This window comes from Solwaraspora sp. WMMD791, from assembly GCF_029581195.1.
Classification (GTDB): Bacteria; Actinomycetota; Actinomycetes; order Mycobacteriales; family Micromonosporaceae; genus Micromonospora_E.
This window is the reverse complement of the sequence record NZ_CP120737.1, coordinates 5,177,140-5,195,019: the sequence shown is the minus strand read 5'-3', so window position 1 is coordinate 5,195,019 and position 17,880 is coordinate 5,177,140. Positions and strand designations below refer to the sequence as shown.

Below are 17,880 nucleotides of genomic sequence, written 5' to 3'. Positions count from 1 at the left end.
GGGAACGGCAGTGCGCTCGGCGTCCTGTCGTTCACACCGTAAACGGTACCCAACGTCTCAGCCGGAGAGCGCCACCCGCCCCTCGCGACGACGCTCGACGAACAGCGCGACCCCGGTCACCACCGCGCCCAGGCCCTCCCAGGCCGCGACCCCGACGAACCGCGCCGGAGCCACCTCCGCCGCCACAAGCACACCGAACACCACGGTCGTCACCAGCCGGAACACGACGGTGAACAGGAAGAACGGCCGCCAGTCGGTGACCGCGGCCAGCAGGTAGTAGACGCCCATGTTGAACGACGCCATCGACGACGCCGCCATGAACGTACGGGTGTAGTCACCGGCCGCCCGCTCCGCCGCCGGCACCACGTCGAACCCGAGCATCACCAACAGGACGTCCGGCTGGACCAGACCCACCGCGCCCAGCAACAGGGCCATCGCCCCGAAGACGGCGATGGTCCAACCGGCAACCGAACGGGGCAGCTTCATCAGGGGGTGTCCTTCCGGCCACAGTGACCCCCTGGCGGGACACTGTGGCTTCAGGCTAGCTACCGCTCGGTCCGACCCACATCGTCGGGTCCGGTGACCGCTCGGCACCGGGCGTACCGTCCACTGCCGACCGGATCTGCTCGGCGGTGGCCCGTTCGCTGACCTGCTCGGTCGCGTAGGCGAGGGTCACCGCCTGATCGGCGGCCAGCCGGGCCGCCGTACCGTCGCCGGTGGCCGCCAACGCGGTGGCCAGGACGCCGAGCGCGATCACCCGGCTCCGGACGTCCTCGGCGGCGGCGTGCAGCGCCCGACGCGCCCAGTGCAACGCCGGCTCCGGCTGCCCGTCGGCGAGCAGCGCGGAGGCGTACCGGGCCAGCGCCTGCCGCCGGGAGAACAGCACCGCCGGGCTGCCGGCGGCGGTCGCGATCGGTGCCAGCAGGCCCACGGCGGTCGCCGCGTCCCCCGCCGCCAGCCGCGCCGAGGCGAGCAGCACCCGGGGCGCCACCTGGACCGCCGCCAACGGATTGTGCGGCTCCACCGAGGTCAGCACCGACTGGGCCAGCCGCTGCGCCTCGTCGATCTCACCACGCTCCAGCGCGACGAACCCGCACAACGTGCCGGCCATCGCGATCAGCAGCGGATGGTCGATCCGTTCGCCCTGCGCCAACGCGTCGGACAACAGGTCACTGGCGTGGTCCCGCTCACCCAGCCCACGGGCGACCGCGCCACGGGCCAGCAGCGCGAAGCCCCGGCCCCAGTCGTCGGCCGCGCTGTCGAAATCGCGGTACGCCCGACGGGCCGACTGGTCGGCCTCGGCCAGCTCACCCAGCTCAGCCGCGGCGAACGCCTCGACCGCCCGCAACGTGCCGACCGCCCACGCCTCCCCCACCCGCTCGCCGAACGGCAGGAACACCTGGGCCAGCCGCCGGGCGTCGGCCAACCGGCCGGAGAGCAACCGGGCGAACGCGGTGGTCCCGCGCAGCCACGCCCGACCGACCGGATCGTCGAGCTCGGCGAAGAGCCGCGCCGCCCGGCCCAGCACCGCATCGGCTCCGGCGAAGTCACCCCGGGTCGTGGTCACCCAGGCCAGGCTCTGCAGCGACCACGCCTGTCCGCGCAGGTCGCCGGCGGCCAGGTTGACCTGGTACGCGGCGGCGAACCGGCTGCTCGCCCGGCTGAGCCGGCCGGCCAGGAAGTCGGCCATGCCGAGCCGGCGCATCGCCTCGGCCCGCTCGGCGGGCAGCCCCACCTCGGTGGCCACCTGCAACGCCTCCCGCCAGGTCGCCGTCGCCCGGGTCGCGTCACCCAGCGCCCGGTGGGCCCGCCCGGCCACCAGCAGGGCACCGGTACGGGCGGTCGCGTCGTCGGCCGCGTTGGCGAAGACCTTCTCCGCGTCCGCCAGGGCGTCGGCCGGCCGGCCGGTCTGCAGCAGCGCCCGCGCGTACACCAGCCGGTCGACCTTGGGCACCGACTCGCCGCCCAGCGCGGTCGCCCGCTCGGCATACTCGACGGCCAGCTGCGGCTCGCCACCGGCGATCGCCTTGCGGGCGGCCCGGCCCAGCGCGGCCACCCCGATCGCCGCCACCGTACGGGCCGGCGAGTCCGGTCGCAGACCCACCGCCTCGGCGAGCCCGACCGCCCGCTCGGCGTGCTCGGCGATGAAGGCGTCCCGCAGGGCCAGGCTCTCCACGGTGTCGGCCCACCGGGCCAGGCAGGCGTGCCGCTCGGCCAGGTCGGCCTTGCCGATACCGGCGTACGCCGCCTCCCGCATCAGCGGGGTCGGGAAGGCGTACCCGGTCCGGGTCCGCCGCAGCATTCGGCGCTGCAGCAGCTCCTCGACGGCGCGAGCCAGCTCCACGGCGACCACCGCCGCCGGGCGGCCGTCGCGCCGGTCCCGCAGCGCCTCCAGGGTGCCCTCCGGCACGACGTCACCGACCACCGACGCGTCCCGCAGCACCGACCGCGCGTCGGCCGGCAGCGCGTCGATCCGGGCGGCCAGCACCGCCGCCAGGTCCCGGGAGAGCAGCCGGCTGCTCAGCGAACCCGGCACCAGCCGCCAGTCCACGTCGTCGGCGGCCCCGTCGCCGGGCACCGGGCCGGTCCGGGTCAGCGCCCCGCGCTCGATCAGCAGGGTGACCAGCTCCGCCAGATAGAACGGGTTGCCCTGGGCGGTGGCCAGCAGCCGGTCCACGTCCGGCTGCGGCAACCGGCCACCGCCCAGGTACGAAGTGAGCAGCCGGGCCGCGTCGGCCCCGCGCAGCGGCGGCAACGCGTGCACCTCGGCGTCGGCGACCCGGTTCAACGCGCCAGCGGTGGTCCGGACCAGTTCGGGGCGGCCCAGCAGCAGCACCAGCACCGGGCCGGTGAGTCGCGACAGGGTCTCGCCGAGCGCCTCGACCGTCTCCGGCAGGGCGTCGTGCAGGTCGTCGACGACGACCAGCAGCGGCGTCTCCCGGGCCAGGGCACTGAGCAGGTCGGCGACCGCGCCGGGGATGGCCTCCGCGTCGAGCACCGGGGCGTCGGCGGTGAGGTCCGCCGGCCCCGACGACGGGTGGGCGGTCGGCGGGTCGGCGTACCCGAGCAGGTTCAGCAGCAGGTCGACCGCGATCGTCGGCGGCTGCGGTGACAGCCGGGTCAGCCGGTGGCCGAGCCGGCGCAGCCGCTCCTCGACGACGGCCCGGGTGACGGCGGTGGATCCGTCCCGGGGCAACCCGGCCGCGATCCGCACCAGGTCCGCCAGTGGTGCCAGCCGCCGCCGCTCGCCGAACGCCGCGCACCGCACCGACAGCACCCGGGCACCGGTCGGGGCGGCGTACCGGCCGGTGCCGACGTCGTAGCCGGCCGCGTACCGCTCGACCTCGGCGGCGAACCGGGACTTGCCGATGCCGGCCTCCGCCGTCAGCACCAGCACCCGGGGCTCGCCGTTGTCGATCACCTCGGTGAGCCGGCCGGCCAGCCGGCCCACCTCGGCCTCCCGACCGACGAACGGTGCCTGGTCGCCGATGCCGGACCGGGTACCGGGTGCGTCGTGCAGGCCGAGCAGTTCGTACGCCTCGACCGGGGCCCGTTTGCCCTTGAGCCGCAGCGGACGCAGCCGCCGCCAGGCTGCCACGTGCCGGGTCGCGGTCTCAGTGCTGGCCCCCGCGTACACCGCACCGATCGCGGCGGCGTCGGCCAGCCGAGCGGCGGTGTTGACCGTGTCGCCGATCACCGTGTACTCGATGGCCGCCTGGATGCCGGCCACCACGTCGCCGGTGTTCAGCCCGACCCGCAGGCCGAGCGGGGCCCCGCCACCGCGTTCGTCGTCGAGCACCCGCCGCACCGCCCGCTGCATGCTCAGCGCGGCCCGGACGGCGCGTTCCGCGTCGTCCTCGTGCGCCACCGGGGCACCGAAGACCGCCATGATCCCGTCGCCGGTCAGCTTGTCGACGTGCCCGCCGAAGGTCTTGACCGCACCGGCCAGGGCGGCCAGCACCCGGTCGGTCACCGCGCCGACCCGCTCCGGGTCGAGATCCTCCGACCAGGAGGTGAAGTCGGACAGGTCACCGAAGAGCACCGTGACCACCCGGCGTTCGGCGGCCGGTAGGAACGCGGCGGCCGGCAGCGCCGCACCGCAGTTGTGGCAGAACCGGGCACCGGGCACCGGGACGGTGCCGCAGACCGCGCAGGTCACTGCGGGTCCGACCGCTGCAGGTAGGCCAGCTGTGCCCGTACCGACCATTCGGCGGCCGGCCACAGCGCCCGGTCGACGTCGGCGTAGACCTCGGCCACGACGGCGGCCGGGTCCGTGACGCCGGCGGCCACGACCTGCCGGACCTGGTCGAGCCGGGCCTGCCGGTGGGCCAGGTAGAACCGGGCGGCGGCGGCGCAGTCGACCAGCGCCGGCCCGTGGCCCGGCAGCGCGGGCACCCCGTCGTACGCGGCCAGCCGCCGCAGGCTGGTCAGGTAGTCGCCGAGGTCACCGTCGGGCCAGGCGACCACGGTGGTGCCACGCCCGAGGATGGTGTCGCCGGTGAGCATCACCCGCTGCCCGGCGGGGCCGGCGACCAGGAAGCAGACCGAGTCCCCGGTGTGCCCCGGGGTGGCCAGCGCGGTGACCGTCAACCCGCCGACGTGCAGGGGCGTCCCGTCCGCGACCGCGTGGTGCACCGGGGCGTCGACCCGCCCTGCGAGTGCCGGGACCGCCTCGACGTGGTCCGGGTGGCCATGGGTGAGCAGGACCGCCGCGTACGGGCCGGCGGCGGCGATCCGGTCCAGGTGCCCGGCGTGCGCCGGGCCGGGGTCGACCAGTACGCCGAGTGACTGCCCCGGCTGGCGCAGCACCCAGGTGTTGGTGCCGTCGAGCGTCATCGGCCCCGGGTTGGGTGCCCGCAGCAGGCTCACCCAACCCGGCAACTGGTCGGCCAGTGCCGTGGCGGGGGCGGTGACGTGCGAGGTCATGGCTGCGATCGTACGACCGCAGCGTGACTTCGCCGAGACTTCCTCGTGTCGACCGACCCCGTCGGGTCAGGACACCTCGACGATGATCTCCACCTCGACCGGTGCGCCGAGTGGCAGCTCGGCGACCCCGACCGCGCTGCGCGCGTGCCGACCGGCCTCGCCGAAGACCTCACCGAACAGCTCCGACGCCCCGTTGATCACCGCGGGCTGGCCGGTGAAGCCGGCGGCCGACGCGACGAAGCCGGTGACCTTGACGATCCGGGTGACCGCGCCGAGGCCGACCAGCTGCTCGACCGCGGCGAGGGCGTTCAACGCGCACTGGTGGGCCAGCGCCTTGGCCTCCTCCGGGGTCACCTCGGCACCGACCTTGCCGACCGCGAGCAACGCTCCGTCGGCCATCGGCAGCTGCCCGGAAACGTAGACGTGCTGGCCGGAGCGGACCGCCGGGACGTAGGCCGCCACCGGCGGCACGACCGTCGGCAGGCTCAGCCCCAGATCGGCGAGACGGGCGTACGGATCGGCGCTCATGCCTTGGGCCGCTTCATGTACGCCACCAACTGGTCCGGGTTGGGCCCGGGCACCACGGCGACCAGCTCCCAGCCGTCGTCGCCCCAGTTGTCGAGAATCTGCTTGGTGGCATGCACCAGCAGCGGCACGGTGACGTACTCCCACTTCTGCATCGCGGTACGGCTCCTCGTTCTCCTCGGGTACGGGCACAGCCTACGGCCACCGGACGGCAGAGTGCTCCGGGAGCGACGGGCGGCTACCCTGTCACCGTCGGGTGACGACGATCCCGCTGCCCGCGACGACAACCTGGGGATGAGGATGACGCAACCGCCCAGCGGCGGCACCCCGCCGCCGGACGCCCAGCCGCCGGACGCCGCGCCGCCGCAGACCCCACCGCCGTCGCCGGCCGCGCCGGCACCGACCGGGTCCACGCCGACCGGCGGTCAGCCGTTCCCGCCGCCGCCCTGGCAGCGGCCGGACCCGCCGGCGTTCGCCCCGCCGCCCGCTGGCCCACCGGCACCCGCCGGACCGCCGTCCTCCGCGCCGCCAGCGTTCGCCGCGCCACCACCGCCACCCGGGCAGCCGTTCGCTCCCCCGCCGCCGGGGCAGCCGTTCGGCCAGTCGCTCGGCGCGCCACCACCGCCGGGGCAGCCGTTCGGCCAGTCGCTCGGCGCGTCACCGCCGTCGGGCCAGCCGGTGTCGCCGGGGCCCGCAGCTGGTCCACCGGGGCCCGGCGGTTTCCCGCCGGCACCTGGCCAGCCGGTGCCGATGGCACCCGGGTCGCCGGCCGCGCCAGCGGCGGGCCGCCGACGTGGGCTGCTGATCACCTCGGTGGTGCTCGGTGTGGTGCTGCTGCTCTGCGGCGGCGGTGGGATCGCCGCCTTCCTCGTGATCAACAACCTGGAGACCGGCGGGGGCGCGGCCGAGCCGGTCGCCGCGGTCGACGAGTTCCTGCAGGCCGTCTACACCGACCGGGACGTCACCGCCGCCGCCGACCTGGTCTGCCGCGAGGCCCGCGACGAGACCGCATTGATCGACAAGGTCGAGGAGATCGAGGGCTACTCCTCGACGTACCGCAACCCCCAGTTCGAGTGGAACGTGCCGACGATCGACGAGCAGAACGAGGAACGGGCCCTCGTCTCGGTCACCGTCCGGATGGTCACCGAGGACGAGCGCAGTGCCGAGCAGGACCTCAACTTCGTGGTGGTACAGAAGTCGGGCTGGTTCGTCTGCGACGTCAACTGAGCCGGACTGACTAGTCTGGTTGCACGTGGGGGTATTCGAACAGTCACCGGGGTCGGCGGTGCCGGGCTGGCCGTCGCGGCTGCACGTGGTCACCGGCAAGGGCGGCACCGGCAAGACCAGCGTCGCCGCCGCGCTGGCGCTGGCGTTGGCCGGAGCCGGCCGACGGACCCTGCTGGCCGAGGTCGAGGGCCGGCAGGGGGTCGCCCAGCTGTTCGGCATCGAGCCGCTGCCGTACCAGGAGCGGCGGATCGCGACCTCGGCCGCCGGCGGTGAGGTACGGGCCCTGGCGGTCGACGCGGAGGAAGCCCTGCTGGAGTACCTCGACATGTTCTACAAGCTGGGGGCGGCCGGCCGGGCGCTGCGCCGCTTCGGCGCGATCGACTTCGCCACCACGATCGCTCCGGGCCTGCGCGACGTGCTGCTCACCGGCAAGGTGAAGGAGGCCACCACCCGGATGGTCGACCACCGCCGGGTGTACGACGCGGTGGTGCTCGACGCACCACCGACCGGCCGGATCGGCCGGTTCCTCAACGTGACCGCGGAAACCGCCCGGCTGGCCAAGGTCGGCCCGATCAAGTCCCAGAGCGAAGGCGTGGCGGCGCTGCTGCGGTCCCCGATCACCGCGGTGCACGTGGTGACGCTGTTGGAGGAGATGCCGGTCCAGGAGACGGTCGACGCGGTCGCCGAGCTCACCGGGCTGGGCATTCCGGTGGGCAACGTCATCGTCAACGCCGCCCGCCCGCCGCTGCTACGGAACGGGCCGGTGAGCCAGGCGCAGCTGCGGCGCGGGCTGGCCGCCGCCGGGCTGCCGGTCGACCGGGCCACGGTCGCCGCCCTGCAGACCGAGGCCCAGGAGCATCTGACCCGCCGGGCGCTGGAGGAGTCGCTGCAGACCGACCTGGTCGAGCTGGATCGACCGATCGTGACGTTGCCGCTGCTTCCGGACGGCGTCACCCGGGCCGGGCTGGACCTGCTCGCCACGGCACTGCTCACCCATGGCCAGGCGGCGGCTGGAAGCGACCTCACAGCGACTTGATCAGCGGATCACCGTCGGGCCCCGATACGCTCGACAGGTGCCAACTGATCACGCAGCGCCACTGCTGGACGTCGACCGGATCCTGGCCGATCCGGGCGTACGGATCGTGGTCTGCTGCGGTGCCGGTGGGGTGGGCAAGACGACGACCGCCGCGGCGCTGGCGCTGCGCGCCGCCGAGCGGCACGGCCGCCGTACGGTGGTGCTCACCATCGACCCGGCCCGTCGGCTGGCGCAGTCGCTGGGCCTGACCGAGCTGGACAACACGCCTCGGCAGGTCAAGGGGATCGACGCGGAGGCCAGCGGCGGCGAGTTGCACGCGATGATGCTGGACATGAAGCGCACCTTCGACGAGGTGGTGCTCGCCCACACCGACGCGGACAAGGCCGCCGACATCTTCGCCAATCCGTTCTACCAGGCGATGAGTTCGACGTTCGCCGGTACGCAGGAGTACATGGCGATGGAGAAGCTGGGTCAGCTGCACGCCGGTGGCGAGTGGGACCTGATCGTGGTGGACACCCCGCCGTCGCGCTCGGCGTTGGACTTCCTCGACGCGCCGGCCCGGTTGTCGCGGTTCCTGGACGGGCGGATGCTGCGGCTGCTGCTGGCCCCGGCACGGGCCGGCGGACGGAGCATGTTCAGCCTGGTCACCGCGTCGTTCGGGATGTTCTCCCGGGTGGTGCAGAAGATTCTCGGCGCGCAGTTGCTCAGTGACCTGTCCGGTTTCGTGGCGGCGTTGGACTCGATGTTCGGCGGGTTCCGGCAACGGGCCGAGCAGACGTACCGGGTGCTGCAGGCCGACGAGACGGCATTCTTGCTGGTCGCGGCGCCGGAGCCGGACGCGGTACGGGAGGCGGCGTACTTCGCCGGCCGGCTGGGCGCCGAGCGGATGCCGTTGGCCGGTCTGGTGCTCAACCGGGTGCACGAGCCGGCGACGGAGTTGTCGGCGGAGCGGTCCCTGGCCGCCGCCCGCGACCTGGACCGCAACGGGGCGCATCCGGCCACCGCCGAGGTGCTGCGGGTGCATGCCGCAGTGGCCCAGCAGTCGGCCCGGGAACGGCAGGTGGCGACGGTGTTCACCGACGCGTACCCGCAGGTTCCGGTGGCGACGGTCCGGGCGCAGCCCGCCGACGTGCACGACGTCGACGGGCTACGGACGATCGGTCAGGCGATCAGCCAGGGCGGCTGAGTCGCCCGGCAGGTCCGGGTCACTTGGTGGTGACGAGCACCTTGTCGCGGTCGCGCATGGCGGCTTCGAACATCTTTCGCCAGCTCACCACCTGTGGGTGCCGGCGCAGCAGGGCGCGCCGTTCCCGTTCGGTCATGCCGCCCCAGACTCCGAACTCGATCCGGTTGTCGAGCGCGTCGGCGAGGCATTCGTACCGCACGGGGCAGCCCCGGCAGACGCGCTTCGCCACATTCTGCTCGGCGCCCTGTACGAACAGTGCGTCCGGGTCTCCGCTCTGGCATGCCGCCAGGCTGGGCCAATCAGCGATCATGCCCATCGTTCCTCGTCCCCCCTAGCAATTTTCCGCTTCCAACCGGTGGAGTCAGTCGGCAAGCCTGGCCGTACCCGTGCTGCTTTCCCCCGCAGCACGGCGGCCGTGCGATCCTCGCCGGACCATCATCATAGGTAGTCGGATGATTACGCAACGTTATTGATGAAATCCACTTATCCGGACACACCTACACTTGTCAGGCGCTGTACCGGGCAGGGGTACCCAAGCCGGAAAGCGGGAAACCCACCGCCGACGCCTCCCCGGAGGAAACTGGGCGGCGAGACCACAACCGGGTGACAGGTCTCTGCGTTTAGCACAACGAGGCCGACGCCGGCAGGAAATGCACCGGTACGCCAACCGGCGGCCACTTCAGTACCTCACGTACCCTGACTGGGTGACCTGGATGCGGAAGCGAGACCACAACCTTCTGACCAACGCCGCATCGCTGCTGATCTGTGGGCTGCTGGCCGGCGTGGTTGTCGCCGCCGCGGCGTTCCCCGCAGTGGCGATGTCGGGGCTGGCCGCCAAGGCGGGTGCGGAGACCTTCGACAAGCTGCCGAGCGAGCTGACCGTCAAGCGGGCGCCGCAGATCAGCTACCTGTACGCCTCCGACGGCAAGACGATGCTGGCCGCGATGTACGACGAGAACCGCCGCGACGTACCGCTCAAGGACGTCTCGCCGCTGATGCGGGCGGCGATCATCGCGGCGGAGGACCACAACTTCTACGAGCACAACGGCGTCGACGTCAAGGGCGTCGCCCGGGCCTTCGTCGCCAACCAGGGCGCCGGCGAGACCACCCAGGGCGCCTCGACCCTGACCATGCAGTACGTCCGGCTGGCCATCGCCTACTCGGCGACCCACCCCGAGGACGTCATCGCCGCCACCGAGGACACCAACGCCCGCAAGCTGCGCGAGATGAAGTACGCGATGCAGCTCACCAAGGAGATGTCCAAGGACGAGCTGCTCGAGCGCTACCTCAACATCGCCCCCTTCGGCAACGGTGCGTACGGCGTCTTCGCGGCCAGCCAGGTCTACTTCAGCAAGCAGCCGGCGGACCTCACGATCGACGAGGCCGCGCTGCTCGCCGGCCTGGTCAAGGCGCCGACCGCGTTCGACCCGACCACGCCCGGCGGCTACCCGCAGGCGGTCGACCGACGCAACTACGTGATCGACAACATGGTGCAGACCGGCGCGATCACCCAGGAGGAGGCCGAGGCGGCCAAGGCCGTCGAGCTGGTCGTCAACGGCAAGCGCGCGCCGAACGGCTGCGTCGCCGCCAACAAGAACCACTGGGGCTTCTTCTGCGACTACTTCTACCGCTGGTGGCTGGAGCAGGAGACGTTCGGTGCCACCGCGTACGACCGGGAGCGGCGGCTCAAGAGCGGCGGCTACCACATCGTCACCAGCCTGGACGTGCAGACCCAGGAGTCGGCGAAGAAGGCCGTCGAGGACGCGCTGAAGACCGGCAGCAAGAACGCGCTGATGGTCGCGGCCGTCGAGCCGGGGACCGGGTACGTGCGCGGCATGGCGGTCAACCGCAACTACAAGCTCGACGACCCGGACAACCCGCAGAACAAGATCTCCAGCGACCCGAAGAAGGCCGACAAGGGCATCCGGGGCACCTACCCGAACACCACCAACCCGCTGCTGACCGGCGGTGGTGACATCACCGGCTACCAGTTCGGCTCGACGTTCAAGATCTTCCCGCTGGTGGCGGCCCTGGAGAAGGGCTACCCGCTGGAGTACCCGATCAACGCGAAGAGCCCGTACCAGTCGAAGTACATCGTCGAACAGGGCAGCCCGGCCGCCTGCGCGGGCACCAACAAGTACTGCCCGAAGAACGCCAGCCCCAGCATGAACGGCCTCCACGACATGTGGAGCGCCTTCGGTGCCTCGGTCAACACGTACTTCGTCCCGCTGCAGGAGCGGGTCGGTGCCGCCGCCGCCGTCGACGTGGCACAACGCCTCGGCATCACCTTCCGGGCAGCCAACGACGCCTCGTTCGCCGCCGACCCGGAGGGCGCCGACCAGTGGGGGGCCTTCACCCTCGGCGTGTCCAACACGACGCCGATGGAGATGGCCAACGCGTACGCCACCCTCGCCGCCGACGGCAAGTACTGCAAGCCGCTGCCGGTGCAGGAGATCCGCGACCAGGACGGCAACAGCCTGGACATCGCCAAGCCGCAGTGCAAGCAGGCGGTCTCGGTCGAGGTGGCCCGGGCCGCGATCGACGCCGCCCGCTGCCCGGTCGGCGACCGGTCCAGCACCACCCGGTGCCGCGGTGCCACGGCGGGCGGTGTCCGCAACATCGTCGGCCACCCGGTGGCCGGTAAGACCGGCACCACCGACGCGGAGAAGACCGCCACGATGGTGGTCACCACCAAGCAGCTCGCCGTCGCCGGGGTACTGGCCGACCCGGACTGGGCCGACACCAACGCCAGGATGTCCCACGACATCGTCAACCCGGCGGTCTACGAGACGCTGCGCGACGCGATGAAGGGCAAGGAGAAGAAGCAGTTCACGCCGCCGAGCGGCAAGGTGGTCCGCGGTGAGCAGCGCTCCATCCCGGATGTGGCCTGCCAGTCCATCGACAACGCCCGGTCACGACTGGCCGGTGCCGGCTTCCAGGTCGAGGTGGACCGCTCCGGCCCGATCGACTCCACCTGCCCGGCCGGCACCGCCGCCGGCACCAGCCCGAGCGGTCGGACCATCAAGGGCGGTGTGGTGATCATCCAGGTCAGCAACGGTCAGGGTGCCCAGCCCAGCCCGGGCAACAGCGACGGTCCCGGCAACGGGCCGGGCGGCGGCCCCGGACGACCCGGCAACCCGGGCAACCCGGACGACTGACCGACAGTCACGCACGAAAAAAGGGGGCGGGCACCGATCACCGGTGCCCGCCCCCTTCGGCGTCAGCCGACGCTCACAGGCCCAGCTGGCGACGTACCTCGGCGGCGACCCGGCCCCCCTCGGCCTGGCCGGCCACTGCGGCCTGGGCCGCCTTCATCGCCGGGCCCATCTGGGCCTTGCCGGTGAAGCCGCCCTCGGCCAGCGCCGTGGCGACGATCCCGGCCAACGCCTCGTCGTCGAGCTGACGGGGCAGGTAACGGTCCAGCACCTCGCCCTCGGCCCGCTCCTTGGCGGCCTGCTCGGCCCGGCCGGCCTCAGCGAACGCCTCCGCCGCCTCCCGGCGCTTCTTGGCCTCCTTGGTCAGTACGGCCAGCGCCTCGTCGTCGGAGAGCTCCCGCTTGGCCTTGCCGGCGACCTCGGCGACGCCGATCGCGGCCAGCGCCATCCGCAGGGTGGACGTGGTCAGCTCGTCGCGGGCCTTCAACGCGGCCCGCATGTCAGCGGTCAGACGGTCCTTCACGGTGCTCATGGGTGGCCAAACTACCCTGGTCGGCATGCGAAAGCGCACCGTATTCCGGCTCGCCGCCGGCACCATGGCCCTCGGCGCCGCCACCCTGGCGTACGCCTCGCTCATCGAGCGCAACATGTTCACCCTGCGCCGGTTCGACGTACCGGTGCTCGCGCCGGACGCGGAACCGCTGCGCATCCTGCACCTGTCCGACCTGCACATGATGCCCGACCAGCGGCGCAAACAGGCCTGGGTGGCGGCGCTGGCCGGGCTGGACCCGGACCTGGTCGTGGTCACCGGCGACAACCTGGCCCACCCGGACGCCGTACCGGGCGCGCTGCGGGCCCTCCAGCCCCTGCTCGACCTGCCCGGAGCGTTCGTCTTCGGGTCCAACGACTACACCGGCCCGGTGTGGAAGAACCCGCTGAGCTATCTGCTGCCCGAGCGGGAGTACCGGTCCGGCGCGGACCTGCCGTTCGAGGAGCTACGCGAGGTGCTGGTCGGCGCCGGCTGGCACGACCTGAACAACCGGCGGGCGTCGTTCAAGGCCGGCGGTCGGCTGATCGAGGCGGTCGGCGTCGACGACCCGCACATCGAACGCGACGACTACGCCGCCGTCTCCGGCGCGCCGTCACCGGAGGCCGACCTGAGCCTCGGCCTGACCCACTCCCCCGAGCCCCGGGTGCTCGACGAGATGGCCGCCGACGGGTTCGACCTGCTGCTCGCCGGGCACACCCACGGCGGGCAGGTCTGCGTGCCGTTCGTCGGTGCCCTGGTCACCAACTGCGACCTGCCCCGTTCGATGGCCAAGGGCCTGCACCGGTGGCCGGCCACCGAATCCTGGCTGCACGTCTCGGCCGGTCTGGGCACCCACCCGACCGCGCCGGTCCGGTTCGCCTGCCCGCCGGAGGCCACCCTGCTGACGTTGATCGCCCGCTGAACCGGTGCGCCGTGCTCCGGCGACGGGCCTGCGGCGCACCGGGGATACCGAATTTGCCTCGCCGGGCCGGTGGGCTAGTATTGCCCAGCGGACCTCGGGGTGTGGCGCAGTTTGGTAGCGCGCTTCGTTCGGGACGAAGAGGTCGTCGGTTCAAATCCGGCCACCCCGACCAGGTCAAGGGCCATGTCGACGACGTCGACATGGCCCTTCGCATGTCCAACTGAGTGTCTGCGCCTCCCCTGGCCGGTTCGTCGTCGGGTCCGAGGCCGCTCACGTCCACCCATGGTCTCGCCCCAGCGAAGCGCCCTTTGCAGGCTCAGCAGACGACACAAGAGAGCTCGGATTACTTGTGCAGAAAGTTCTTGAGATGCCCGTGCGGCCAGCATCAGCGACAGCTACACCTGACGCCGTCAAGCCCGTACCACGGCAACCATGCGATCAGGTGGGCGAGGAAGCTCCCCTGCTGGATCCAGAAGGACGACGACGAACAGGACGGAGGAACGGGTAAATGATCCAGGTTCACATCGCCCGACAGTTCGATGTTCGCACCGCCGACGGTCGTCGCCTCAACGCCGATGAGCTCCACGCGGAGGGCGAACGGCTGATGCAGGCCCTGCTCGATCTGGAACAGTGCAACGATGACTTCTGCGACTCGGTGACCGCGACTGACGCCGACATGGGCACCGTGCTTGTCGAGCTCTTGATCTCCGACGAGACCGAGACTGGCGCTTTCGACAAGTCGCGAACGATCGTCCGGACAGCCATCCACGCCATCGGCGGGCACACGCCCTGGGATGTATCCGCTGAATCTGGTGCCGACTACCGGCCCCGAGACGTGCAGCTCGAGTACGTGTAGCACCCCAGCGCGGAACGACCGCCCGTACCGGCTGACCGACGGCACCCCAGGTCAGCGCTGCTTGGTGAGGTCCCGGGCGATCAGCTCGGCGATCTGGATGGTGTTCAGCGCCGAGCCCTTGCGCAGGTTGTCCCCGGTGACGAAGAAGTCGATCGCGCGCGGGTCGTCGGTCGACCGCCGGATCCGGCCCACCCAGGACGGTTCGGTGCCGACCGCGTCGATCGGCATCGGGAACTCGGCGTTGCCCGGGTCGTCGACCACGATGACGCTGGGGGCGTTGCGCAGCACCTCGCGGGCACCGTCCGCGGTCACCTCACTGCCGAAGACGGCGTGTACGGCGACCGAGTGCCCGGTCACCACCGGCACCCGTACGCAGGTCGAGGAGACCTTCAGGTCCGGCAGCCCGAGGATCTTGCGCGACTCGTTGCGCAGTTTCAGCTCCTCGGTGGACCAGCCGTCGTCGGCCAGTTCGCCGGTGAACGGGACCACGTTGAGCACCAGCGGTGCCGGGAACGGGCCCAGCTCGTCGCCGACGGCCTGGCGTACGTCGCCGGGGCGGGAGCCGAGGGTGCGGTCGCTGGCGGCCCGGGCGAGCTGGCTGTGCAGCAGTTCGACGCCGTACCGGCCGGCGCCGGAGACGGACTGGTAGCTGGCCAGCACCAGCTCGCGCAGGCCGTACTCGTGGTGCAGCGGGGCGATCGCCACGATCATCGCCAGGACCGTGCAGTTGGCGTTGGAGACGATCCCGCGCGGACGGCGACGGACCTGCCCGGCGTTGATCTCCGGCACGACCAGCGGTACGCCGGGGTCCATCCGGAAGGCACCGGAGTTGTCCACGACGGTCACGCCACGGGCGGTGGCGACCGGTGCCCACTGCCGGGACACCTCGTCGGGTACGTCGAACATGGCGACGTCGACGCCGTCGAAGGATTCCGGGCTGACCGCCGCGACCGGCAGCTCCTCGCCCCGGCAGCGCATCCGCTGGCCGGCGGAGCGCGGCGAGGCGAGCAGCCGGATGTCGCCCCACACGTTGGCCCGGGAGGTGAGCAGCTCACACATGACGGTGCCGACCGCTCCGGTCGCGCCGAGCACCGCCAGGGTCGGCAGCGGGTGTGCCTTGGCGTCAGGCACCGGGGTTCACCGCCCGGTGCCCGCGTAGACCACCGCCTCTTCCGTACCGCCGAGGTCGAAGGCCGCGTGCACCGCGCGTACCGCGGCGTCCAGGTCGGTGTCCCGGCAGACGACCGAGACCCGGATCTCCGAGGTGGAGATCATTTCGATGTTGACGCCGGCCTCGGCGAGGGCGGCGAAGAAGTTGGCGGCCACCCCGGGGTGCGACCGCATGCCGGCACCGATCAGCGACACCTTGCCGACGTGGTCGTCGTAGAGCAGGCCCTTGAAGGCGATCTGTTCCTGCACCTTGCCGAGGGCGGCCATCGCGGTCGGGCCGTCGGCCTTGGGCAGGGTGAAGGAGATGTCGGTACGGCCGGTTCCCTCGGTCGACACGTTCTGCACGATCATGTCGATGTTGGTCTCGGCGTTCGCGACCGTCTCGAAGATCCGGGCGGCGGCACCCGGCTCGTCGGGCACCCCGACGATGGTGATCTTCGCCTCGCTCCGGTCGTGGGCGACTCCGGTGATGAGTGCTTGCTCCACGGAAAGATCCTCCATCGATCCGGTCACCATCGTGCCGGTGTTGGTCGAGTACGACGAGCGGACATGGATCGGCAGCCCGGACCGGCGGGCGTACTCGACGCTGCGCAGGTGCAGCACCTTCGCGCCGCAGGCGGCCAGCTCCAGCATCTCCTCGTAGGTGATCTGCTTGATGTGCCGGGCGTTGGGCACGATCCGCGGGTCGGCGGTGAAGACCCCGTCGACGTCGGTGTAGATCTCGCAGACGTCGGCGCGCAGCGCGGCGGCGAGGGCGACCGCGGTGGTGTCGGAGCCGCCCCGGCCCAGGGTGGTGATGTCCTTGGTGTCCTGGGACACGCCCTGGAAGCCGGCGACGATGGCGACCGCGCCCTCGTCGAGGGCGCCCTGCAGCCGGCCGGGGGTGACGTCGATGATCCGGGCCTTGCCGTGCGCCGAGGTGGTCAGTACGCCGGCCTGCGAGCCGGTGTACGACCGGGCCTCGTAGCCGAGGTTGTGGATGGCCATCGCGAGCAGCGCCATGGAGATCCGCTCGCCGGCGGTCAGCAGCATGTCCAGCTCACGGCCGGGCGGCAGCGGGCTGATCTGCCCGGCGAGGTCGAGCAGTTCGTCGGTGGTGTCGCCCATCGCGGAGACGACCACGACGACGTCGTCGCCGGCTTTGCGGGCGGCGACGATCCGTTCGGCGACGCGCTTGATGCGTTCGGCGTCGGCGACCGAGGATCCGCCGTACTTCTGCACCACCAGTGCCACGGCGGTCCACTCCCTCCAGCTGCTGCCAACCTGCCGGCATCAGGGTACCGGCGTCGGCGGACCGTACCGTGAGCCGTTCCCACGATCCGGCCGGACGCGGTCACTGCCCGTGTCGACGGCGGCGACGTCGTGGGGTGCCGGCCGGTCGGGCCGGACCAGGCCGCCGGCCGAAAGGCCGGAGGTGGGGACGGCGTACGCGGCGCAAATCGGCGTGTTGGCGGACCGCCCTGCCGCAAAACCCGGAGCGGTACGCAGAATGGGCGGATGCGTTCCCGGGGTGTCGATGCGTCACGAAACTCACCTGCCGTCCTGGCTTCCGTGGCGTTCGTCACGTTGTCCCTGCTGGGCTGCGATTCGGCCGGTCCGGTGGCCGGGCAGAGCCCGTCGCCGGAGGTGACCGGTGCCTCGGCGGACCCACCGGTCACCTCCCCCGCCAACCCCCGGCTGCAGTTGGCGGCGGCGGCCGCCGCCGCCAGCGACCTGCGGATGACCGGTTTCTACACCCTCACCACGCCGGGTCGGGCGGATCGCACGCTGGCGGTCACCCTGGCGACCGACGGCAGTTGGCGGGTGGACGTCCCGGGCGGCGCGCACGGCGGCGCGGTGGACATCGCGATGGCGCAGAACGCCGACGGGCTGTTCCAGTGCGCGCTGCCGTCGCCGGCGCAGCCGGTGGCACCGTCCTGCGTCCGGCTGGGAGATCCGGACGCGCCGGTGGAAGCCGGCTTCGATCCCCGGTTGCAGCACCTGTTCACCGACTGGCGGCGGGTGCTCGCCGACCAGCGGGCACCGCTGGCGGTGTCGGTCGCCGACGCGCTGCCCGGCGCCGACGGCACCTGTTTCTCGGTCGAGTCGACCACCGCGTCGCTGCGCCCGCCGCTGGACGTCGGCATCTACTGCTACCGGCCCGACGGCACGCTCACCGGTGCCCGGCTGGAGTTGGGCACGGTCGTGCTGGCCGGGCAACCGGGGGCGGCACCGCCGTCGGTCACCCTGCCGGGCCCGGTGACGGAGCGGCCGGCGTTGCGTACCGGCAGCCCGCCGGCACCACCGACGACCGCGACGTCCGGTTGACGGACACCACCGACCACCGCGACGTCCGGTCGACCGATTCG

General features: G+C 72.2%; 16 protein-coding genes and 1 tRNA gene. 8 read left to right on the top strand and 9 right to left on the bottom strand.

What is annotated here, in order from left to right; all coding sequences use genetic code 11:
* Positions 1–57: 57 nt before the first annotated feature.
* From O7623_RS23165 to O7623_RS23145, 5 genes are all read right to left on the bottom strand, one after another.
* Positions 58–486, bottom strand: coding sequence for a hypothetical protein (locus tag O7623_RS23165; RefSeq protein WP_282225110.1), 429 nt, complete (start codon positions 484–486; stop codon positions 58–60).
* 55 nt (positions 487–541) lie between these two features.
* The gene (locus O7623_RS23160; protein WP_282225109.1) at positions 542–4,159 is read right to left on the bottom strand and encodes an adenylate/guanylate cyclase domain-containing protein; all 3,618 of its coding nucleotides are present in this window, start codon (positions 4,157–4,159) and stop codon (positions 542–544) included.
* A complete protein-coding gene (locus O7623_RS23155; RefSeq protein WP_282225108.1) occupies positions 4,156–4,926 on the bottom strand; it encodes an MBL fold metallo-hydrolase in 771 nt (256 codons plus the stop codon). The genes O7623_RS23160 and O7623_RS23155 overlap by 4 nt, the downstream gene beginning before the upstream one ends.
* Before the next feature lie 66 nt (positions 4,927–4,992).
* A complete protein-coding gene (locus tag O7623_RS23150) occupies positions 4,993–5,454 on the bottom strand; it encodes a RidA family protein (RefSeq protein ID WP_282225107.1) in 462 nt (153 codons plus the stop codon).
* Positions 5,451–5,606 (bottom strand): hypothetical protein, encoded by a 156-nt coding sequence (locus O7623_RS23145; protein WP_282225106.1) that lies wholly within the window; start codon positions 5,604–5,606, stop codon positions 5,451–5,453. The genes O7623_RS23150 and O7623_RS23145 overlap by 4 nt, the downstream gene beginning before the upstream one ends.
* Before the next feature lie 145 nt (positions 5,607–5,751).
* Between O7623_RS23145 and O7623_RS23140 the strand changes: the two genes are divergently transcribed.
* From O7623_RS23140 to O7623_RS23130, 3 genes are read left to right on the top strand one after another with little or no spacing between them, the layout of a single operon-like run.
* Positions 5,752–6,678, top strand: a complete 927-nt coding sequence (locus O7623_RS23140; RefSeq protein ID WP_282225105.1) for a hypothetical protein — start codon at positions 5,752–5,754, stop codon at positions 6,676–6,678.
* Between the two features lie 25 nt (positions 6,679–6,703).
* Entirely contained in the window at positions 6,704–7,714 is a 1,011-nt protein-coding gene (locus O7623_RS23135; RefSeq protein WP_282225104.1) for an ArsA-related P-loop ATPase, read from the top strand.
* A 37-nt stretch (positions 7,715–7,751) separates the two neighbouring features.
* Positions 7,752–8,900, top strand: coding sequence for an ArsA-related P-loop ATPase (locus O7623_RS23130; protein ID WP_282225103.1), 1,149 nt, complete (start codon positions 7,752–7,754; stop codon positions 8,898–8,900).
* Between the two features lie 19 nt (positions 8,901–8,919).
* On the opposite strand, the gene O7623_RS23125 is transcribed toward O7623_RS23130, so the two are convergent.
* Positions 8,920–9,216, bottom strand: coding sequence for a WhiB family transcriptional regulator (locus O7623_RS23125; protein WP_282225102.1), 297 nt, complete (start codon positions 9,214–9,216; stop codon positions 8,920–8,922).
* Positions 9,217–9,613: 397 nt separating this feature from the next.
* Between O7623_RS23125 and O7623_RS23120 the strand changes: the two genes are divergently transcribed.
* A complete protein-coding gene (locus tag O7623_RS23120; RefSeq protein ID WP_282225101.1) occupies positions 9,614–12,058 on the top strand; it encodes a transglycosylase domain-containing protein in 2,445 nt (814 codons plus the stop codon).
* 73 nt (positions 12,059–12,131) lie between these two features.
* Here the strand turns inward: O7623_RS23120 and O7623_RS23115 are convergent, their stop codons facing one another.
* Positions 12,132–12,587 carry a GatB/YqeY domain-containing protein gene (locus O7623_RS23115; RefSeq protein ID WP_282225100.1) on the bottom strand — a complete coding sequence of 152 codons (456 nt, stop codon included), beginning with the start codon at positions 12,585–12,587 and terminating at the stop codon, positions 12,132–12,134.
* A gap of 25 nt (positions 12,588–12,612) precedes the next feature.
* On the opposite strand from O7623_RS23115, the gene O7623_RS23110 reads away from it, so the two are divergent.
* From O7623_RS23110 to O7623_RS23100, 3 genes are all read left to right on the top strand, one after another.
* On the top strand, positions 12,613–13,506 hold the full coding sequence (locus O7623_RS23110) for a metallophosphoesterase (RefSeq protein WP_282225099.1): 894 nt from the start codon (positions 12,613–12,615) through the stop codon (positions 13,504–13,506).
* Between the two features lie 95 nt (positions 13,507–13,601).
* Positions 13,602–13,678 (top strand) — tRNA-Pro (locus O7623_RS23105).
* Between the two features lie 336 nt (positions 13,679–14,014).
* Positions 14,015–14,362: a hypothetical protein gene (locus O7623_RS23100; RefSeq protein ID WP_282225098.1), complete on the top strand. Its 348-nt coding sequence runs from the start codon at positions 14,015–14,017 to the stop codon at positions 14,360–14,362.
* A gap of 51 nt (positions 14,363–14,413) precedes the next feature.
* On the opposite strand, the gene O7623_RS23095 is transcribed toward O7623_RS23100, so the two are convergent.
* The gene (locus tag O7623_RS23095; protein WP_282225097.1) at positions 14,414–15,493 is read right to left on the bottom strand and encodes an aspartate-semialdehyde dehydrogenase; all 1,080 of its coding nucleotides are present in this window, start codon (positions 15,491–15,493) and stop codon (positions 14,414–14,416) included.
* Between the two features lie 6 nt (positions 15,494–15,499).
* A complete protein-coding gene (locus tag O7623_RS23090; RefSeq protein WP_282225096.1) occupies positions 15,500–16,765 on the bottom strand; it encodes an aspartate kinase in 1,266 nt (421 codons plus the stop codon).
* 318 nt (positions 16,766–17,083) lie between these two features.
* On the opposite strand from O7623_RS23090, the gene O7623_RS23085 reads away from it, so the two are divergent.
* Positions 17,084–17,839, top strand: coding sequence for a hypothetical protein (locus tag O7623_RS23085; protein WP_282225095.1), 756 nt, complete (start codon positions 17,084–17,086; stop codon positions 17,837–17,839).
* Positions 17,840–17,880: the final 41 nt, after the last annotated feature.